Genomic DNA, 21,837 nt, shown 5'->3' with positions numbered 1-21,837 from the left:
TAGGAAGCGGTTCCATCGGAGATCGATTATATTACCAATATATGGGAGAAAAAATGAATATAAAAAATTATGAAGTAGACGGTCATGAATCTCTTACTGATTTTTTGCTAACACCTATTAAATATGAACGACAGAGTACAGTTCCTCCGCGTAAATTTAGGGAAGGATTGCGACCAAGCCCATATGAATATGAAATGGAAGGTATTGATAATGAATATCCCGGTAGAGCTTATTTTTTACAGCATCAAGTAATTGATAAACAGGATTACGATGATACTGTTAAATATTCGCGGGTATATTCGGGATTTGAAGACGACTTTGTTACCTTATCAAGCGAATTACCAGTACCTACAATATTGAAATGCTGGGCAAAAACATATATTGATTGTACTCAAGAAGTTGAAATTCCTTTTAGAATTTCAACCCCCGGTGGTATAAAGATTTGGGTAAATAAAAAGTTACAAGTTACTTATAAAAACTATACTCGTAATACAACTAAATCTAAAGATACTGTACTTAAATTTGCTAAAGGCTCAAATGAAGTTGTAGTTTATTTTGATGATTTGGGTGAACGTGATGTCGACTTCATCTTTTCTATGATTAATTTGAGTGATCAAAAGTTAATTGGTCATTTGCCACTTACTTATGATGGTGAAAAATTAGTGGAAGCTCAAAATACTTTATCTTCAATCTATTTCTTAAAAGATTACTATGATGATGGTGATATTAAGTTTTTTGTTGATGCCAACATGGACAACAAATTAAGAATTCGATTTAATCCTCCAACAGATGATCCGTATTCTGATATGCAAAGTGGCAATATTACTGAATTTAAGCATAGCGATCATAAAATTGATATTCAGACAGGTAAACATGAATATATTTTAGGAAATACTTTTAAATTCCAATTTGCTTCTTTGACTAGAGTCGAGTTTGGATTATTAATGCCGGATAATTCGTGGGTAACTAGAATTATTACTTTAACAGTCTATAATACAAAGAATTATCAAGATGTTATTTCTGCTAAAACTTTAAATGAGCGTAAACATCAAGCACTAGAATATTATGCTAAACAAAACTTGGATGATATTAATGTCGCAATGGTTAAGATGTATTTGGGACAAGATCTGACTTATGAAGCTGGCCATAAATTACCATTTGAATTAGAGAGTGCTTTAAAGCTAGTTAATACCCATGGTGATTGTTCAGACTTTATTTTAGCTCCATTATTGATGTTCTTATTACAGTATCCTAATAAGGTTCCACAAGCAATTAAGGATGAATTAAAACATATTTGTCTTAATTTTAGATTTTGGATTGATGAGCCGGGTAATGATGTTATGTGGTACTTTAGTGAAAATCATGCATTGTTATTTCATATTGCTCGCTACTTTGCAGGATATCTGTTTCCTGATGAAATATTTAAAGTAAGTGGCAATACAGGTAGCCAACAATATGATCTAGGTAAAAAGCAAATTGAAGATTGGTTTGATGAATTTTTTGAATATGGCTTAGCTGAATGGAACTCACTTACATATATGCCAATTGATTTAATTGGATTCTTTAGTTTATACAATGCAGCACCTGATCAAAATATTAAGAACTTGGCCAAAAAGGCGCTAGATTTTTGTTTCCAAATAATAGCAATGAATTCATATGGCAAAAATTATGCTTCGACATACGGTAGAGTATATGAGCATAATTTGAAGAATATTGCTTTGAGTGAAATTGCTAGTCTTTCTAAAGTTGCATTTAACATCGGTTGTTTTAATGATGCATTAAGAGATGTTGTTCCGTTTGCTTTATCTGATTATGTGCCAAATGAAAAATTAGCACAGTTGTTCGAACCTAAATCTCCACTAAAGTTTGAATACATTCAGGGAATTAATAAGGCACATTCATATATTTACAAAACTCCAGAATACGCAATGGCTAGTGTAATTAATTATCAAGTTGGTAAGCATGGTGTTCAACAACACAATATTAATATTGCCCTAAAGGGAATGGTTAATAATATTTGGATTACTAACCCAGGTGAAAGAAAATTCAGTGGGGATCATAAGCCAAGTTATTGGGCTGGTAATAATAGAATGCCTCAAATTAATCAATATCATAATTATCAATTTATGACTTATAATTTGACCGATGATGATTTACAGTTTATTCATATGTATTATCCGTTTTGGGACTTTGATGAAGAAAAGATAGGTATTAATTGGGTGGCATTTAGAAAAGGAAATGCTGCAGGTTTTGTTCACTTTTCTAATCCTATTAAGCAAACTGAATTTGGTCCGGAAACTAAGCGTGAATTTATTAGTTCAGGACGTAATCATTTTATTTTCTTGACTTGTTTTGAAGTTAATGAAAAATTGCCATCAGAAAAAGAATTAATGGATAGATTTCAAATTGATGATTCTAATAAAACTGTTGAAGCTGATGGCTATCATTTTGAAGTTGGAAATCAAAAATTGGTAGTTAATGGTACAGAAGTGCCAACAAAAGAAGCAAAATATTTAAAGATTGGCGATTTTTTGGATGAATAATAGGCGAATTGCATGAGAGTTCTCTTAGGGATAGATATTGGTGGTACAACAACTAAGTTAGGATTTATTTCTGAGACTGGAACGATTTTAAAAAAATGGTCATTACCAACAATAAAAACTAATAATGAGTTTCAAATGTTAGATGCAATTACTGCTAGTTATAAAAATGAAACAGAACATGATTTTATACTCAGTGGTGTTGGTATTGGTGTACCCGGTTCAGTTAATCCTCAAACTATGGCAGTTTATGATTGTAATAATTTAGGCTGGCATGACAATATTGATATCGCATCTTATGTATCATCAAATTTAAATACACTTGTTAGAGTAGAAAATGATGCTAATGTGGCTGCCTTAGGTGAAATTTGGCGTGGTTCATGTTCATCAAATAATATTCTTTATGTGACACTGGGTACAGGTGTAGGTGCTGGAATTGTTTTAAATGGTAAGTTGGTTTCAGGGTCTCTAGGAGCTGCTGGCGAATTGGGCCATGTGATTGTTGATCCAAATGGTTTTATGTGTAGTTGTGGTAATCGAGGTTGTTTAGAAACTGTTGCATCAGCTACAGGAATAGTCAGATTGTATAAGCATTATTCAAAAAACAGTATTAGTAAAACGACAGCTGAAGAAGTCTTTAATCGGGCTAAAAGCGGTGAACAAATTTCTTTAGAAGCAGTAGATACCGCTTGTGATTTTTTAGGATTAGGGATTGCAAATACAGTGAACTTACTTAATCTTGAAGAAGTGATTATTGGTGGTGGAGTTTCAGCTGCAGGTGAATTTCTAAGAAACAAGATACAAAATTCCATGAATAAGTACTTATATTTAAATAACAAGGAACATGTTCAACTAAAATTAGCAAGTTTAGGAAATGACGCCGGTATTTTAGGTGCTGCCTATTTAGTAAAAAAATAATTATTTTGGTAAGGAGTTAGATTAATTTGTTAAATTAATTGTCTAACTCTTTTATTTAAAATAATTACTAGGAGGTGATCAATTATGGAATCAAACTGTAAAGTTGAGATTTCTATGCAAACACATGAAGTTAAGTTAATGAATGGTAACATCACTCTTTTGTTTGATAAAAATGGTTTTGCATATTCATTAAAATTTCATGGTCAAGAGTGTTTGGACAATTTGACAGGTGAACCTACCGATCCGGATCGAAATCATAGTTTTTATTGTGATTATCATACCAATGGTAAGACAGTTAATCTAAAACCAAAAAAGATAAAAATAATTGAAAATACAGCAAACATTATTCATATATCTTTTATAGATAATACTCAGGCATTAGGGCTAGCATATCATTTTATTCTCAAAAAAAGTGAAGACAAGATATATAGTTATGTAAAGGCTTGGAATAATATTGCCCAACCTTTTGCAATTAATGAATTACGAACGGTTTATCGACTGGATCCTAATTTATTTAAGATAGGTTTTAATGGCGAAAGAAGTGGTTTCCAGCCATCATCTAAAGAAATGATGGCTGGAAAAAAGTTACAGGATGAAACCTTTTTAATGAAAAATGGGTCACTATATGATAATAGTTTGGTTTATTCTAAGTATGATTATGCTGGTTATTTTAAAGATACTAATGTTTGGGGACAATTTGGTGATAATATCGGCTTATGGATACTGACACCTGATAAAAGCTTTTATAGTTGCGGTCCACTTAATCAAGATTTAATGCTTCATTATGATGGCTTAGTTTTAAATTATTTAGTTAGTGAGCATTTTGGTAAAGGATTATTTACTGTTCCTAGCAATTGGTCTAAGGTTTATGGACCTTGGGTTATTTATTTAAATAATGGTTCTGTTAAAGATGCGCAAAATCAAGCTATTCAAGAGAAAAAAGACTTTCCATACCCTTGGCTTAATGAAAAAGATATGATTACAGATTTGGCCAATATTAATGGAAAAATAGATAGTAATATTTCTTCAACGTATAGAATGATTCTTACAACTTCTGATCCATCCAAAGAACCAATAAATCAGCAAAAGTTAGGATTTACTTATGATACTTGCACGCAAATAGATGGTAGCTATTATTTTACTGATATTAAATATGGACATTATTGGCTTTGTGCATACGCAATTGATGGTGCAGATTTTGACACCCATGTTCTTGATGAAATCGAGGTAAATTGTTCACAAATCACCGAAAAGAAATTTGATCTAAATAGTCACGAAAAAATATTATGGCAAATTGGACAAAGTAGTCATACTACGGCTGGTTTTAAATTTAGCGATCAATTACGTAATTATTGTTGGCAAAATTTGGTTCCAGATAATCTTGATTATGTTATTGGGGAAAGTACAGACTGGTATTATTTGCAAAATGATCGCGGACGATGGCGAATCCATTTTGACTTGGAACATAATGAACAAAATGAAAATATAATATTAAGTTTTGCTTTTGCTGGTGTAACAACAAAAAATATGAAAAATGGGTTTAATCCGTTAGTTGAAGTTACGATTAATAAAAAATATAAATTTAGTCATGAATTTAACAATGACCGTTCAGCTTATCGATCCGCGTTAAAAAGTGGAAACTATCATTTATGGCAAATATCATTGAAAGATGAAATTCTACAGTCTCATAATATAATAACGATAAAGACTACTGGCTATATAATGTATGATTCGATTAAGCTTTCTGAAAGAGAGTAAAATTAATGAATTTAGACAAAGAATATGAAAATAAGAAAATTCCGTTTATCAAAAAGTTAGGCTTTTCAAGCTATCAACTAGCAAGTGTAACGGAAACAATGGTAAATACGTGGCAGATGTACTACTATACAACCTTCTTAGGTATTAGTATTGTGCTTGTTACTCTAATGTTTACGATCTCTAAGATTATCGGTGCAGTTCTAACACCTATTTATGGTTATATTTCTGATCGGCTTTATCAAACTAAATTTGGTCGTAAATTTGGTCGACGTAAGTCCATGTTGATTTTAGGCATACCTCTTAAATGTATACTTTATATTTTAATGTGGATACCTAATATGCCAACATATATGTATTTTATTTTCTTTATTTTGTACTATATTGCTCAACCACTGCTTACAATGCCACAGTTGACTTTTATGTCAGAAATGACACAAGATTCAGAACAAAGGGCTCAGCTTGTTGGTTTTAATCAAGCAGCTGCAGCAGTTGCTGGAATTTTTGCTTCTTTATTCATCACTTGGATTTTTAAACTGTTAGGACAGAATAATTCGATGAGTTATTTTGTGACGGCTGCAATTTATGATGTTATAGCCTTAATTATGTTAATTTGTTTTTATAAATCTGTCTATGAAAGGCCATATGACCAATCAACAGTAATGGAAACTGAAAAGCAACAGACAGAAGAAAAAGGTTGGCAGAAGATTTCTTTAGTATTTTGGAATTTCCTATCTTGTTTACGACTTAAGTCATATCTTCTTTATTTAGGTTTATATCTGTCAGAACAAATGTTTAGATCTTTATGGGGCAATATTAATACTTACTTCATCATCTTTGTATTGTTATTGACACCTAACGCTGTTGCGGTTTCTACTAGTGCTGGCTTCATCTTCGGAATTTTATTCTTAATTTTCTTTATGTGGCTTACTGCAAAAACTAATGGTCCATTTACTTATCGAGTAGGTGACTTTGCAACAATTGCGGTTTGTTTAGCAATTATGGCACTTGCAATTTTTAGACCTGCTCACATGACTTTGTTATTTATAATTTTGACAGTACTTCTTAATTTTGCCAAAACGGGAGTAGTTAATTCAACGCAATTCATTTTTACCTTTATTCCAGATATTGATGAAATGGTCACAGGAAAAAGGCGTGAAGGTCAATATTCCGGCGTTAATAATACTTTAGATGTGATTTTTAGTACATTAGAAACTTTAATTCTTGGTTTCTTGCTACAAGCAACAGGATTTGTTGAAAAGTCACATGTTCAAAGTCAAGGAACGGTTAATGCACTTTTGATTTTATATACAGTAGTGCCAATAATATTAGCGATTATCGGTATTATAATTTCGTATTTCTTTAAATTGACAACTACAAACCATCAAATTGTTATTGATGAAATTGCTCGTTTACGCAGTGGTGGCTCAATGGCAGATGTTACCCCTAAAACTAAGAGGGTTGTTGAACAATTAACCGGCTTTAAATATGAAAATTGTTGGGGCAATAATAATGTTATGACATACCATAAAAAATCATAGGAGAAAGCAATGAAAGCTGATTTCAAAGTAAATATAAATGATGTAATTGGTAAAATTGATCCACGTATGTGGGGGTCATTAGTTGAACAATTGGGTCGAGGTGTTTACACAGGAATTTATCAACCAAATCATCCAACAGCTGATGAAAATGGATGTCGCCAAGATGTAATTGCCGCGATTAAGGAACTAAATGTGCCAGTAATTAGATATCCTGGTGGTAACTTTGTTTCTGGTTATAATTGGGAAGATGGTGTTGGTCCCCAAGATAAACGTCCGGTTAGATTAGATTTAGCTTGGAAGACAATAGAAAACAATCAGTTTGGTCTGCATGAATTTATGAATTGGGCACAAAAAATCAATGCTAATGCTGATATGGCAATAAATTTGGGAACTAGGGGAATTGATGCTGCTAGAAATTTAGTAGAATACTGTAATTTTCCTAAAGGAACCTATTGGAGTGATTTGAGAATTAAGAATGGACAAACGGAACCATTTAATATCAAGTTGTGGAGCTTAGGCAATGAAATGGATGGCGATTGGCAAATTGGTCATAAGACTGCTGAAGAATATGGACGCTTAGCTCATGAAACTGCAAAGGCAATGAAAATTGTTGATCCTTCAATTGAATTAATTGCTTGTGGTAGCTCTAGCCATACGATGGCAACTTTTGGTAAGTGGGAAGAAACGGTTTTAGATCATGTTTATGATGATGTTAATTATCTTTCTTTGCACCAATATTATGATAATAATGAACATAATATTAAGAAGTTTTTGGGCTTTTCTGTTGACCTTGACAATTTTATTAATGATGTTGTTGCAATTTGTGATGCGGTAAAGGCTCGTAAACATAAAAATAAGACAATGTATTTAGCCATGGATGAATGGAATGTTTGGTACCATTCTAAAGATGCTGATGCTAAAGCAGATCCTTGGCAAATTGCGCCACATTTATTGGAAGATCATTATAATTTTGCAGATGCATTGGTTGTTGGTGCAATGGCAATGGTACTGATAAATCATGCTGATCGAGTTAAAATTGGTTGTTTGGCACAGCTTGTTAATGTTATTGCACCAATTATGACCAATACTGAAGGAGAGCCTTCAGTTTGGCTGCAATCTATTTTTTATCCATTTATGCAAGTTTCTAATTATGCTCAAGGTGAGGCGTTAAAAGTTGAAGCTAACTGTAAGAGCTATACGGTAGAAAATATAACAGTGCCGTACATTAGCTCAAGTGCGGTCTATAATTCTGATAAAAACGAGCTTGTTTTATTTATTGAGAACAAGTCTGATCAGGAGTCCCAATTTAATTATGAATTGACTAGTTGTACGGATGTTAGCTTAGTTGATGCAACTCAATTTTGTGGTTATGATTTGAAACAAACCAATGAAGATCAAACGATGCAATTAGAAAGGTTATCTAAAATTAATGTGGCTGCAAATAGTATAGCGGGTAAGTTAGGACCATATTCATGGAATATGATTAGATTATCTGCTAATGTAAAATAATTATTTTAGTTAAATAAATTAAAAAACAGATTAAGTGTTTTTCGATAACAACTCTTAATCTGTTTTTTTGATGCACTATTTTTCTTTGGGTTTAGCAACTGAAGCTCTTATTTTTAACTTAGGATAGTGAACAATGGATTTAAGTTTCTTTCCGCGAATTAATTTCAAAATCCCTTGTCCTGCCTCTTTGCCAACAGAAGTTCGTTCGTAATTCATCGTCGTTAAACTTGGTGTTAGGTATGCAGCTGAGTCAAAATCATCAAATCCAACCAGTGAAATATCTTCTGGAACCTTTAACTGCATTTTTTTAAGCATATCTAAGACTAATAAGGCCAAACGGTCGTTGTAACAAGCAATTGCTGTGGGCTTCTGACTGTCTTTTAAGTAAAAGGCTATTTTTTTGCTAATTGCTTGAAAGGGATCATGAGAATTATACATGATGATACTGCTGTTAGAGAGATTGGAGTTGGTTTCTTGATAAGCTTCTACAAAGCCATCCATCCGATGTACGCCTTGAAGATCATCAACTTGAAATATTCCTAATATTCGCTGATGTCCTAGCTTAAGCAGATACTTGATAAGCTCTGTTTCTGCTTTTTTGTCATCATTTGTGATTGATGGAAAATTCAATTTAGAATATTCCGCATTGATGAATAACAGTGGAATCTTACTTTTAGCAATTCGTTCATAGATGTCGAGATTCGGGCTAGTCTTGGCACTTTCACTTGGTTCGATAATTAATCCTGCAACTTGTGAGTCGAGCATTTTTATTAGGCTTTCACGCTCTTTTGAAGGTTGATTATGGGTATTAGCCAATAGTAAGGAATATTCTTTTTCACTGATTTCATTATCAATTTGTGAAATTATCTTAGGAAAAATATAGTCTGCGATATGGGTACAGATTAATCCAATTGTTTTACTTTCGGGATTAACCTGCCATTTTTTATTCCAGTCTTGAATAAACATCCCACTGCCTTGAACTTTATAGATTAGATGCTCATTTTGTAGTTCAGTTAACGCTTTACGAACAGCATAGCGAGATTTGTTAAACTGCTGCATTAATTCAGTTTCAGTTGGTAATTTCTGATTAATTTTAAAGTGGCCAAAGGTTATTTCTTTTTTAAGAGTCTCTTTAATTGTAAGATAATCACTTTTCATTTTAGAAACCTCCATATTTATCCGAATAAATTATATATCGCGAAAAATATTATACTTAAAATAATAGTTTAGCACTTTGTTGATAAATATCAATTAATAAATTTTAAAATTACGCGAAAAAATTTTGGGTAAAAAAATAAAAATATTTTTAATTAGTAAATAAATGTGATATACCAATATATTTTTATTAATAATTATTCGAATGAATTTTAGGATAGCTTGAATTATACGTATAAATATTATATTATGTAATCGCTTTCTAGAGAGCGTAGCTACATCTCAATTTAATGAGATTAGAAATGGAGATGTGATTTGGTGAATATCACGGATACAGCTGAATTAATTCGGTCAGGAAAAACTGCTTTAGGAATTGAATTTGGTTCAACACAAATTAAAGCAGTGCTAATAGATGGTCAATTTAATCCTATTGCGACAGGTACTTTTCAATGGGAAAACAGTTTAAAAGATGGTATTTGGACGTATACAGATGAAGAAATTTGGTCAGGATTAAGAGCAAGTTATAAACAGCTTGCAGCTAATGTTAGTAGTAAGTATCACGTTAAGATTGAAAAAATTAATGCAATCGGAATTAGTGCCATGATGCATGGTTATCTAGCATTTGATCAAAAAGATCAATTGTTAGTGCCGTTTAGAACTTGGCGTAATACGATTACTGGTGATGCAGCCAATGAATTAACACGCTTATTTGATTTCAATATCCCACTTCGTTGGAGTATAGCACATTTATACCACGCTATTTTACATGATGAAAAGCATGTAAAGGATATTGCATATATGACAACTTTAGCTGGATATGTTCACTGGAAGTTATCTGGCGAAAAAAGCGTTGGTATTGGTGATGCTTCAGGGATGTTCCCGATTGATCAGACAGGGGACTTTAATTCCAAGATGCTCGAACAATTTGATAACTTGCCACAAGTTAAGAAATACCCGTGGAAAATTAGAGATATTTTACCGAAAGTTTTGACTGCAGGACAAGTAGCTGGCCATTTAACTGAAGAAGGTGCTAAGTTGCTTGATCCAACTGGAACGCTGCAAAGTGGCAGTGTAATGGCACCACCTGAAGGTGACGCTGGTACCGGTATGATCAGTACTAATAGTGTCCGACTTAGAACCGGTAATATTTCTGTTGGCACTTCTGAATTTTCAATGGTAGTTCTGGATAAGCCTCTCAAAAAAGTTCACCGCGATATCGATATTGTGGCAACGCCAGATGGCTTACCAGTAGCTATGGTTCACGTTAATAATTGTTCTTCTGATATTAATGCTTGGGCAGAAATTTTTAAGGAGTTCGCTGGGCGTTTAGGTAGAAACTTATCTGCAGATGAACTGTATAGTACGTTGTTCTTAAATACTACTAAGTCAGACCCAGATGCTGGTGGCATGGTTAATTATAGTTACTTCTCTGGTGAGCCAGTAACCAATACCGATGAAGGTCGGCCAATGCTTGTTAGAACTCCTAACAGTAAATTTACATTAGCAAACTTTATGTTGGCACAACTTTATTCGGCTTATGCTCCGCTTAAGATTGGGATGGATGTTTTGACAGATGAAGAGAATGTCAAGACTGATGTCATGATTGCACAAGGTGGCTTATTTAAAACACCAGTAGTTGGACAGCAAGTATTATCTAATATCTTAAACTTGCCGATTTCCGTCATGCTTAATGCCAGTGTTGGTGGCCCATGGGGCATGGCAGTGCTTGCGCAATACGCTGCACAAGATAAGTCAGTCGCATTGGCAGACTATCTCGATAATCAAGTTTTTGTTAATTCAGAAATGATGAGCTTAAGTCCAGAGCCTGAAGGTGTCAAAGGTGCACAAAAGTATATTGATCGCTATAAATTAGCACTGGAACTTGAAAATCAAGCGGAAATACTAAAGGACGAGGAAGAATAGAATGTTAGAACAACTGAAAAAAGAAGTTTATGAAGCTAACATGCAACTGCCTAAGCTGGATTTGGTTACCTTTACTTGGGGCAATGTGTCTGGGATTGATCGTGACAGCGGCTTGTTTGTTATCAAACCTTCAGGTGTGGAATATGAACAACTGAAACCCGATGATATGGTGGTAGTTAATCTTAAAGGCGAGGTAGTTGAAGGTACGCTAAACCCATCAAGTGATACGCCGACGCATACCGTTTTGTACAATGCCTTTCCTAAGATTGGCGGTATTGTCCATACCCATTCACCTTGGGCTGTAGCCTTTGCGGCAGCCAAAGTGGATATTCCTGCAATGAATACAACTCATGCTGATACCTTTTATAATGCAATTCCGGCAGCTGATGCTTTAACTAAGGCTGAAATTGAGGAAGATTATGAAGGCAATACTGGCAAGTCTATTGTGCGGACATTCAAAGAACGAGGCTTAGATTATGAGGCAACTCCAGGAGCATTGGTCAGCCAACATGGTCCATTCTGCTGGGGTGAGACGCCCAAAAAGGCGGTATATAACGCTAAGGTACTAGAAGTGGTGGCTGAGGAAGATTATCACACTTTGCAACTAACAAGGGCTAATAGTGAATTACCACAATACTTACTGGATAAGCACTATTATCGCAAGCATGGTAAGAATGCCTATTATGGTCAAAATAATGCACAGTCACAGACACATGCAAAGAGAAAATAGAAAAATTTTTAAAAAAGGGAGTTAATTAAAATGACAGATACGTATACTAACCCTTTGATTATTCAAAGAGCAGACCCGTTTATTTATAAACATACAGATGGTTATTATTATTTTACGGCTTCAGTACCAGCTTACAACCGGATTGAATTAAGAAGAGCTAGAACTTTGGAAGGCCTAGCTCATGCAGCACCAAGAACAATTTGGCGTAAACATGATGAAGGTGAGATGAGCCAATTAATTTGGGCTCCAGAATTGCATTATATCCAAGGCAAGTGGTTTATTTACTTTGCCGCTGCAGAAACAACCGCTTTTGATGAAAATGGTATGTTCCAGCATAGAATGTTTTGTATTGAATGTGATGAAGACAATCCAATTACAACTGAAGATAAATGGATTGAACGTGGTCGGGTGATGACACCGATGGATAGTTTTTCACTAGATGCTACAAGTTTTGAGTATCAAGATAAACTTTATTATGTTTGGGCACAAAAAGATCCAGATATTAAAGGTAACTCTAATTTATATATAGCAGAAATGGAAAATCCTTGGACACTCAAGACAGATCCAGTAATGCTTTCAAAGCCTGAATATGATTGGGAAACTAGAGGCTTTTGGGTAAATGAAGGTCCAGCAGTAATTCACCATGGTGGCAAGTTCTTCTTAACGTATTCTGCAAGTGCTACAGATGAAAATTATTGCATGGGAATGTTAACTGCTTCTGACGAATCGAATTTATTAGATCCTAAGAGTTGGAGTAAAAATGCTGAACCTGTATTTAGAAGTGATTTAGAGCAAAAACAATATGGTCCAGGCCATAATTCATTTACTAAGGCAGAAGATGGGGAAACAGATGTTTTAGTCTATCATTGTAGAGATTATACCGATATTAAGGGCGATCCATTATATGATCCAAACCGCCATACAAAGGTTCAAACTTTTAGTTGGAATAATGATGGTACGCCAAACTTTGGTAAACCAGTACCATATAACTATAAATAAAGAGGGTAGTAAGAATGAATACAGAAACTAAAAATAAACACTTTTGGGGTTTCCCATTTACAGATTTTACCTATTTCTTCATTTGGGCAACTGTTAATGGTTATTTGACCCTTTGGATGGAACAAGTAGGCCACCTGAATGGTACAGAATCAGGATTAGTTTTCTCAATGATGGCCGGAATTTCGTTGATTTTCCAACCATTCTTTGGAATTATTTCGGATAAGTTACTATTTAAAAAGAACTTGATTGTAATTATTGGTATCGCTGGTATCTTTATTGGACCGTATTTCCAATGGCTATTTATTCCACTAATGAAAGTTAATTCTTTCTTAGTTGCAATTGTTACTGGTACATTTCTTAGTTTTGTATTAAACGGTGGCGTCAGTGTAGTTGAAGAATATGTTCAACGTGCTAGTTTAGCTAATGGCTTTGAATATTCACACGCTCGTTTGGGTGGATCAGTTGCCGGAATTGTAGCTTCACTTGTAGCTGGTCGGTTATTCTTGTGGCAACCAAATGCTATTTTCTGGAGTTGTTCGATTGCAGCTGCTATCTTTGTCTGCTTGCTGCTATTTAGTGACAAAATCAATTTAGCTAATGCATCAGCAGCTGGTGATACGTCTAATTCGTTAGATATGTCAATCATTGGTTCTGTTTTTAAGAGTAAGAATTTCTGGGTATTATCAATTTTCTACATGGGAGCTTCAGCTATTTTTGATGTTTTTGACCAACAATTTATTATTTTCTTCAAGACATTCTTTGCTACAGCTGCCCAAGGTACACTGGTTTATAGTTACATGTCTTCTGGACAAACTTTAATTGAATTTTTCTTAATGTTTCCAATGCCTTGGATTATTAACAAAATTGGTGCCAAAAATGGATTAATTGCTTATGGATTTTTAACTTGTATTCGAATTTTAGGTTCATCTTTATCACCAACTTGGGGTTGGATTGTCTTCTTCAGATTACTTGCTGGATTAGAAATGCCATTACTTTTAACTTCAATTACTAAATATATTTCAGGAGCATTTGATATTCGTTTGTATGCAACAGTTTATGCAATGGCGTCAAATTTTGCTAAACAAATATCGGTATTCATATTCTCGTCGCTTGCGGGTAAATTATACGATAGCATGGGTTATCAACATACATACGTTATGATGGGTATCTTTGTCTTTGTTATTACTTTATTTGCAGCACTTACTTTAAAGAGAGAAGATCCAGTACAAGCTGGAGAAGTTGAAGAAGAGCCTGTTGCAAAGTCGACTAATTGAGCCGAATAGAGGTTAATTATGTTAAAGGCTAGTTTTAAGATAAACAGTGATAATCGAATTGGTAAAATTGATCCTAGAATGTGGGGATCTTTAACTGAGCAACTTGGTCGTGGTGTTTATACTGGCATTTATCAACCGGATCATCCGCTAGCTGATGAAAATGGCTTTCGTAAAGATGTTGTTTCTGCGATTAAAAAGTTAAACGTCCCTCTAATTAGGTATCCTGGTGGTAATTTTGTTTCAGGATACAATTGGGAAGATGGCATTGGACCAAAAGAAGAGCGTCCAGTTAAATTAGATCTGGCTTGGAAAAGTATAGAGACTAATCAATTTGGACTTCATGAGTTTATGAAGTGGTGTCAAACTATCGGTGCTCAAGCTGATATGGCGATTAATCTTGGTACACGAGGAATCGATTCTGCCAGAAATTTAGTTGAATACTGTAATTTCCCTAAAGGTACATATTTAAGTGATTTAAGAATTAAAAACGGTCAAACTGAGCCCTTTAATATTAAGTTATGGAGTTTAGGCAATGAAATGGATGGCGAATGGCAAATAGGCCATAAAACAGTAACAGAATATGGTCGCTTAGCCCATGAAACTGCTAAGGCAATGAAAATTGTTGACCCAACTATTGAGTTAATAGCTTGTGGTAGTTCTTTACATACTATGGATACTTTTGGTGTATGGGAAGAGACAATTTTAGACCATATATATGATGATGTTGACTATCTGTCCCTTCACCAATATTACGATAATGATGACCATGATATTAAAAAGTTTTTATCATCATCAGTTGATCTTGATAGTTTAATTAATGATGTAATTGCAATTTGTGATGCAGTTAAGGCACGTAAACACCAAAATAAGACGATGTATCTAGCTATGGATGAATGGAATGTTTGGTATCATTCTAAAAAAGCTGACGATAAACAAAAGCCTTGGCAAATTGCACCACCTTTATTGGAGGATCATTATAATTTTGCTGATGCATTAGTAGTAGGATCATTAGCAATGGTATTAATGAATCATGCCGATCGGGTTAAAATTGGCTGTTTAGCACAATTAGTAAATGTTATTGCGCCGATAATGACTAATATTTCTGGAACACCAACAATTTGGTTACAATCAATTTTTTATCCGTTTCTGCAAATATCAAATTACGGTCAAGGCGAAACTTTACGGGTTCAAAGTCATTCAGAAAGTTACAGCTTGGAAAATAGAGTAGTTCCTTATGTTGAATCATCAGCTGCGTACAATTCTGCTAAAAATGAAATAGTTTTATTTATTGAAAACAAAGCAGATAAAGAAGTTGAAATTTCTTATGAAATAGATGATTTTCCAGCTATAAATATTATTGAAGCAACTCAATTTTGTGGTTATGATTTAGAACAAACTAATGAAAATCAATTAATGAGAATTGAAGAATTAAAACAAGTAAATCTTGATAGTAATCGTGTTGTTGGTAAATTAGAAGCATATTCGTGGAATATGATAAGACTATCTGTAAAAGATAAGGGATGAATATTATGAGAATGCTTAGTAAGAAAAGATTTTTATTAATATTAGGATTTGCTTCGCTCGGCTTAACTTTTGGATATACAAAGAATACAGCTAAAGCAGATACGAATGGCTCAATAGTTACGATTGCAACTAAAACACAGTTTCCAGATACAAAAAGTCCGAGCTTTTTGTATGGAAGAGGTTTGGTTACAACTCATACAAGCACAAAATATAACGGAAGACTTTATGCAACGTCAGAACATTATGTTAATGATACCCCCACTTTTTTAATATTTGAAAGCTTAAATAATGGTAAGACGTGGTCAAAGATCAGTGAAATTAAAGATACACATAATTTTGCATCTAATGGCCGGGCATGGGGCAATCGTTATCAACCATTTCTGTATGAATTGCCAGAACAAATTGGGCAGATGCCTAAGGGAACTATAATTTGTGCGGGTAACTCTATTCCTGGTGATTTAAGTAAAACCTCGATTGTTTTGTATTATAGTACAGATCACGCACGTAGTTGGAAGTATTTAAGTACCATTGCTACTGGTGGTTATGCTGATGTAAATACAACTAGTAATGGTCCTGTATGGGAACCGTTTGTTAATGTAGTTGATCATAAATTAGTTTGCTACTTTTCAGATGAACGGGATAAACCTGCTCATAGTCAAAAATTATCTCATCGTGTTTCAATTGATGGAATTAACTGGTCAAACGAAGTGGATGATGTTGCTTTTAAATCAGAACAAGCTCGACCAGGAATGGTTACTGTAGCTAAAATGGCTAATGGTAAATATATTATGACTTATGAAGTTGTTAATTCCGGTGAATGGCGTACAAATTATAAAATTTCAAATGATGGTTTAACTTGGAATGCAAGCGATGAAGGAACACGTTTAGCTTATGGTGGAGCCCCATATGTAGTAGTGATGCACAATGGTGATGTTGTAGCAAATACTGATGGTAGCGGTGATTTATATGTTAATAAGCAAAATGGTAATGGGGCATGGCAAGATGTAAAAATTTCTATGCCACTTGCTTACTCCCGTTCATTAACTGTATTGCCTAATGATGATTTATTAATTGTAAGTGGTGGACCGCTTAAGTCACCAACTGATCCTAACAGTAATTCATTAACCTCGATGATCTATAGTTTTAAGTAAGGAGAATATAAATGTTATCTATTCCAAAATATGAATTTTGGTTTGCTGCTGGGAGTCAACACCTTTATGGTGAAGAAGCTTTAAGTCAAGTTGCAGAGAATTCCAAAAAAATTGTTGCTAGTCTAAATGAAAATGGCAATTTACCATATAAAATTGTGTTTAAAGAAGTACTAACAACTGCTGATGAAATCACTAAGTTTATGAAAGAAGCCAACTACAATGATAATGTTGCTGGGGTAATAACTTGGATGCATACTTTTTCACCAGCTAAGAATTGGATTCGCGGATCACAATTATTGCAAAAGCCATTGTTGCATTTTGCTACACAATACTTAAATTACATCCCTTACGAAACGATGGACTTTGACTACATGAACTTGAATCAAAGTGCTCACGGTGACCGGGAATATGGCTATATCAATGCTCGTTTAAATATGCGTAATAAGGTTATTTATGGTCACTGGCAAGATCCAGAAGTTGTAAAGCAAATTGCTGATTGGGAAGATGTTGCAGTTGCTTATGACGAATCATTTAAGACTAAGATCTGTCGTTTTGGTGATACGATGCGTAATGTTGCCGTTACAGAAGGTGATAAGGTTCAAGCACAAATTCAATTAGGTTGGACAGTTGATTACTATCCTGTTGGTGACTTAATTGACGAAATGGACAAAGTTAAAGAATCTGAAATTGATGACGAATATGCTGACCTGAAATCGCGCTACATTATGGTTCAAGGCGATATGGATGCAAAAGCTTATGAAGATACTGTTCGCTATCAATTAAGACAATATATTGCTTTAAAACGTTTCCTTGAACGTGGTGGCTATACTGCCTTTACGTCAAACTTTGAAGATTTGCACGGAATGAAGCAATTGGAAGGTTTGTCAGCTCAATTGATGATGCGTGATGGCTATGGCTTTGCCGGCGAAGGTGACTGGAAGACTGCTGGATTGTTGCGGATCTTTAAGATTATGACACATAACAAGAGAACTGCATTTATGGAAGACTATACTCTTGATTTGCGTAAGGGTCATGAAGCTATTTTAGGCTCACACATGCTTGAAGTTGACCCATCAATTGCTTCTGAAAAGCCACGGGTTGAAGTTCACTCATTAGACATTGGTGGCAAGGATGATCCTGCGCGGCTGGTATTCTCCGGTGGTGAGGGCGACGCTGTTGATGTAACTTTGGCTGACTTCCGTGATAACTTCGAGATTGTTACTTATCCAGTAATTGGTCATAAAGCTGAGGAAACACCACACTTACCTGTTGCTAAGCAAATGTGGACACCAAAACCTGGCCTTAAAGAAGGTGCCACTAAGTGGATTCATGCTGGTGGTGGTCATCATACTGTAATGTCATTTGCAGCTACTGAGGAACAAGTTCGCGACTTGGCTACAATGTATGGCGTTAACTTATGTGATATTGAATAATTTTTTTGAGCAAGGATATTTATTTAAAAACACTAGTACTTTTATGAAGTGCTAGTGTTTTTTGTGTAATTAAATTTTACGGCAAATCATTGCCTGCTGCTAAATAAATGTCATACCACTCTTGAGCAGATAAACTAATGTCTGCTCCCTTAGCGCTATCAATGATATGTTCAGGGTTCATTGTGCCGATAACTACTTGAATTTTAGCGGGATAGCGCAAAATCCATGCCGCCGCAATGGCATTTTTGGAAACACCTTTTTGGTCGGCTAACTTTTGTAAAGCGGCATTTACTTCAGGAAAATTCGGATTACCAATAAAGTTACCCTCGATTTGCCCATATTGAAATGGGGACCATGCCTGAACGGTCATGTTATGCAGGCGTGAATAATCAAGGACGCCGCGGTCATGGTCAATACTACGTGCATCAGTCATGTTGGTATGAATGCCAAAGTCGATGGGCCCCGTATGCATGACGCTAAGTTGCAGCTGGTTAATCAGTAACTTTTGACTGATACCTTGTTGCAATAATGCAACTTGCATCGGGTTGAAATTAGAAACACCGAAGTGGCGTACTTTTCCTGCGGTTTGTAATTCGTCAAAGGCAGCACCAATTTCGGCTGGGTCCATTAGGGCATCAGGTCGATGCAAAAGTAGACTATCAAGATAATCAAGCCCCATTCTGGTTAAAATGCCATCAACAGCCTCAATGATATATTTTTTGGAAAAATCATAGCGGGTAGTTTTGTAATTTAACCCAGGATTTTCGTAAATACCAGTTTTAGATTGGATATAGAAGTCTTCGCGGTTAAGTGATGATTGCTTAAATGCTTTGCCGAAAACTTCCTCGGACTTGCCGTGACCGTAAACGTCGGCTGAGTCAATATAATTAATACCGACATCATGAGCGGTTTCTAAAGCCGTCGCAGCTTCATTAGTCGTTAGTGCATTCATGCGCATAATGCCTAGCGCAATTTCTGAGCCAGTAAAATTTGTCTGACCAATTTTAATTTGTTTCATAAGAGTACCTCCTTACGATTAGTATAAGTCTTTTTGAGCCTAAAGCTAATCGAATATTATGTTTGTAGGTGATGTAAATAAAAGGAAACAAATTATTTGTTTTGTGCTTTATTTTTTATAAAATAAGAACTTTATCTTAAAAATAAGCACAAAAATACATATAACACGAATTATTTGCTGAAATAATGTTGAAATATTACATTATAAAGTCTACAATTAACGAGAATTATCAATTGGTGATTTATGAATGGTAAATAATTAACGAAATATTTTAAATGACGTCGAGACTTTATGGCGTTAAGTTTACCGATAATTGTTAATTTGTGGGGTAAAAGAGTGTATAAGAAAAAGGGATTTATTTTTGCAATTGTTGGCACAGCCTGGCTGTTTGATGCGATGGATGTTGGTTTATTGTCGTTTATTATGCCAATTGTGCATAAGGAATGGGCATTGACCAATTCACAAACCGGTTTAATTAGTTCAATTAGTACGATTGGCATGATCTGTGGTGGCTTTTTCTTTGGTTATTTGGCTGATCGAATTGGTCGCAAAGACACATTAATGTTGTCGCTACTAACGTTTTCAATTGGGAATTTTGTATTGGCATTTGCACAAGGCTTCGATTCATTTTTAATAATTAGGTTCTTCGTTGGGATGGGACTTGGTGGTGAGCTGCCAGTTGCAGCAACCTATGTTTCGGACTTATATAGTGGTGCTAAACGATCACGAATGTTAATTTTAGCTGATAGCTTTTGGGCTTTGGGCTGGTTAGTTGCATCATTTTTGTCATTTGCATTGAATGGTATTTTATCTTGGCGTGGTTTGTTAATAGTAACGGCAATTAGTGCATTTTTTGCAATTGTTGTGCGTAAGCACGTACCCGAAATTAAGCAGCCGGCTAAAAAAGAACATCACTTTACCATTAGTAAATTTTTAAACTTTAAAACGATTATGCTGTGGCTAGCTTGGTTCATGGTTATGTTTAGTTACTACGGTATGTTTATGTGGCTGCCGGGAATTATGACAAGTAAAGGTAATAGTGTAGTAGATAGTTTTGGCTATTCAGTTATTATTATCGTTGCACAATTGCCTGGATACTTCACTGCTGCTTGGCTCACTAAAAAAATTAACCTACGTTATATTTTTGCAATATATATGGTAGGAACAGCAATTGGCGCCGTTTTATTTGGTCAAGCACAGACACCGGTTGCAACGGTAATTTGTGGTTGTATCTTGTCCTTCTTTAATTTGGGTGCTTATGGGACGATTATTGCTATCACACCAAGTATCTATGAACCAGCAATTAGAGGAACAATGACCGGATTGGCTGAAGGAATTGGCCGAATTGGTGCAGTAATTGGGCCACTGCTTGTTGGAGTATTAATTGACCAAAAGCTTGGAATTAATGCAATTTTTGTTATTTTCATGATTTCGCTGCTCGTTGGAGCTGCGGCAATGCTCTTAATACCTGTCAAAAAGCAAGCAGAAGTTAATGAGGATCAATGATGAACAATTTATTATTACGTGAAAAACTAATTGGCTTTTTAGAAGAAGATCTTGAAAAAGGTGATTATAGTACCCAGTTTTTAACTGGGAAAAAGATCAGCGGTCATTTTGTTGCTAAACAAGATGGTGTTATCTGTGGTCAGCAGGTACCACAAGTTGCTTATGATCTATTGGGTCAGGCAAACTATCATCCACTAGTAACTGATGGTACTTTAGTTAACCAAGGAACGTTAATTGGGGAAGTGACTGGTGATGCAGCAGTTATTTTGAGTGCTGAGCGTGTGGTATTAAACCTTATTCAGCGAATGAGCGGCATTGCAACGACAGTTAAAAAGGCCATTCAACTTTTAAACGACGATTCGATTAGAATTACTGATACCCGTAAGACTGCGCCGGGATTGCGCATGTTTGATAAGTATGCTGTCAGAATTGGTGGTGGAGTTAATCATCGTTTTGGACTGACTGGTGGTGCCATGCTTAAGGATAATCATGTTGCTTTGATGGGCGGCGTTAAAGAAGCAATTTTAGAATTAAAATCTGTTCAGGGACCATTAACCCCGATTGAAGTTGAGGTTGAATCAATATCAGAGTTAAAGGAAGCAATTGCAGCTAAGCCGACCACAATAATGTTTGATAACCAAACGCCGGCTACAATTAAGGAATGGGTTAAATTGGTACCTTCTGGAATAATTACCGAAATTTCTGGCGGTGTTAATCTGACCAATTTGGCTAGTTATCGCGGATGTGGTTCCGATTATATTTCAATGGGATGCTTGACCAATGATGTGTCCCCTATTGATATCAGTTTTTTAGTCCAAGGTGTCTACAAGTCAGGTGCAATTAAGTAATCTGTTCAACTTT

General features: G+C 35.0%; 16 protein-coding genes. 14 read left to right on the top strand and 2 right to left on the bottom strand.

What is annotated here, in order from left to right:
• Nucleotides 1-53: 53 nt before the first annotated feature.
• The 5 genes from PT278_RS05220 to PT278_RS05200 all read left to right on the top strand — a co-directional run bounded on the left by PT278_RS05220 (nucleotide 54) and on the right by PT278_RS05200 (nucleotide 8,263).
• Nucleotides 54-2,543, top strand: coding sequence for a hypothetical protein (locus tag PT278_RS05220; RefSeq protein ID WP_277130752.1), 2,490 nt, complete (start codon nucleotides 54-56; stop codon nucleotides 2,541-2,543).
• Nucleotides 2,544-2,555: 12 nt separating this feature from the next.
• Nucleotides 2,556-3,458, top strand: a complete 903-nt coding sequence (locus PT278_RS05215; RefSeq protein WP_277130751.1) for an ROK family protein — start codon at nucleotides 2,556-2,558, stop codon at nucleotides 3,456-3,458.
• Nucleotides 3,459-3,542: 84 nt separating this feature from the next.
• Nucleotides 3,543-5,216: a polysaccharide lyase family protein gene (locus PT278_RS05210; RefSeq protein ID WP_277130750.1), complete on the top strand. Its 1,674-nt coding sequence runs from the start codon at nucleotides 3,543-3,545 to the stop codon at nucleotides 5,214-5,216.
• A 5-nt stretch (nucleotides 5,217-5,221) separates the two neighbouring features.
• Nucleotides 5,222-6,754 (top strand): MFS transporter, encoded by a 1,533-nt coding sequence (locus PT278_RS05205; protein WP_277130749.1) that lies wholly within the window; start codon nucleotides 5,222-5,224, stop codon nucleotides 6,752-6,754.
• 9 nt (nucleotides 6,755-6,763) lie between these two features.
• Entirely contained in the window at nucleotides 6,764-8,263 is a 1,500-nt protein-coding gene (locus PT278_RS05200; RefSeq protein WP_277130748.1) for an alpha-N-arabinofuranosidase, read from the top strand.
• A 75-nt stretch (nucleotides 8,264-8,338) separates the two neighbouring features.
• Here the strand turns inward: PT278_RS05200 and PT278_RS05195 are convergent, their stop codons facing one another.
• Complete coding sequence (locus tag PT278_RS05195; RefSeq protein WP_277130747.1) at nucleotides 8,339-9,421, bottom strand: GntR family transcriptional regulator; 1,083 nt, start codon at nucleotides 9,419-9,421, stop codon at nucleotides 8,339-8,341.
• A 315-nt stretch (nucleotides 9,422-9,736) separates the two neighbouring features.
• On the opposite strand from PT278_RS05195, the gene PT278_RS05190 reads away from it, so the two are divergent.
• From PT278_RS05190 to araA, 7 genes are read left to right on the top strand one after another with little or no spacing between them, the layout of a single operon-like run.
• Nucleotides 9,737-11,341, top strand: a complete 1,605-nt coding sequence (locus PT278_RS05190) for an FGGY-family carbohydrate kinase (protein ID WP_277130746.1) — start codon at nucleotides 9,737-9,739, stop codon at nucleotides 11,339-11,341.
• 1 nt (nucleotide 11,342) lies between these two features.
• On the top strand, nucleotides 11,343-12,071 hold the full coding sequence (locus PT278_RS05185) for an L-ribulose-5-phosphate 4-epimerase (protein ID WP_277130745.1): 729 nt from the start codon (nucleotides 11,343-11,345) through the stop codon (nucleotides 12,069-12,071).
• 30 nt (nucleotides 12,072-12,101) lie between these two features.
• The gene (locus PT278_RS05180) at nucleotides 12,102-13,070 is read left to right on the top strand and encodes a family 43 glycosylhydrolase (RefSeq protein ID WP_277130744.1); all 969 of its coding nucleotides are present in this window, start codon (nucleotides 12,102-12,104) and stop codon (nucleotides 13,068-13,070) included.
• Between the two features lie 14 nt (nucleotides 13,071-13,084).
• The gene (locus tag PT278_RS05175) at nucleotides 13,085-14,344 is read left to right on the top strand and encodes an oligosaccharide MFS transporter (protein ID WP_277130743.1); all 1,260 of its coding nucleotides are present in this window, start codon (nucleotides 13,085-13,087) and stop codon (nucleotides 14,342-14,344) included.
• A gap of 18 nt (nucleotides 14,345-14,362) precedes the next feature.
• On the top strand, nucleotides 14,363-15,868 hold the full coding sequence (locus PT278_RS05170; RefSeq protein WP_277130742.1) for an alpha-N-arabinofuranosidase: 1,506 nt from the start codon (nucleotides 14,363-14,365) through the stop codon (nucleotides 15,866-15,868).
• A complete protein-coding gene (locus PT278_RS05165) occupies nucleotides 15,865-17,019 on the top strand; it encodes a sialidase family protein (protein WP_277130741.1) in 1,155 nt (384 codons plus the stop codon). Before PT278_RS05170 ends, PT278_RS05165 begins: the two co-directional genes overlap by 4 nt.
• 11 nt (nucleotides 17,020-17,030) lie before the next feature.
• Nucleotides 17,031-18,452, top strand: coding sequence for an L-arabinose isomerase (araA, locus tag PT278_RS05160; protein ID WP_277130740.1), 1,422 nt, complete (start codon nucleotides 17,031-17,033; stop codon nucleotides 18,450-18,452).
• 76 nt (nucleotides 18,453-18,528) lie between these two features.
• Here araA and PT278_RS05155 read toward each other — a convergent pair whose 3' ends face one another.
• Nucleotides 18,529-19,470 (bottom strand): aldo/keto reductase, encoded by a 942-nt coding sequence (locus tag PT278_RS05155; protein WP_277130739.1) that lies wholly within the window; start codon nucleotides 19,468-19,470, stop codon nucleotides 18,529-18,531.
• A 396-nt stretch (nucleotides 19,471-19,866) separates the two neighbouring features.
• Here PT278_RS05155 and PT278_RS05150 point away from each other — a divergent pair, with 396 nt between their 5' ends.
• Together PT278_RS05150 and nadC are read left to right on the top strand one after the other, a co-directional pair.
• Nucleotides 19,867-20,976 carry an MFS transporter gene (locus PT278_RS05150; protein ID WP_277131017.1) on the top strand — a complete coding sequence of 370 codons (1,110 nt, stop codon included), beginning with the start codon at nucleotides 19,867-19,869 and terminating at the stop codon, nucleotides 20,974-20,976.
• A complete protein-coding gene (nadC, locus tag PT278_RS05145; RefSeq protein ID WP_277131015.1) occupies nucleotides 20,976-21,824 on the top strand; it encodes a carboxylating nicotinate-nucleotide diphosphorylase in 849 nt (282 codons plus the stop codon). Before PT278_RS05150 ends, nadC begins: the two co-directional genes overlap by 1 nt.
• The last annotated feature ends 13 nt before the right edge of the window (nucleotides 21,825-21,837 follow it).

Origin of the sequence: Lactobacillus sp. ESL0703 (assembly GCF_029433435.1) — a bacterium.
Lineage (GTDB): Bacteria > Bacillota > Bacilli > Lactobacillales > Lactobacillaceae > Lactobacillus.
Note: the sequence above shows the minus strand (reverse complement) of the source record. Positions and strands in the feature narration are given on the sequence as shown.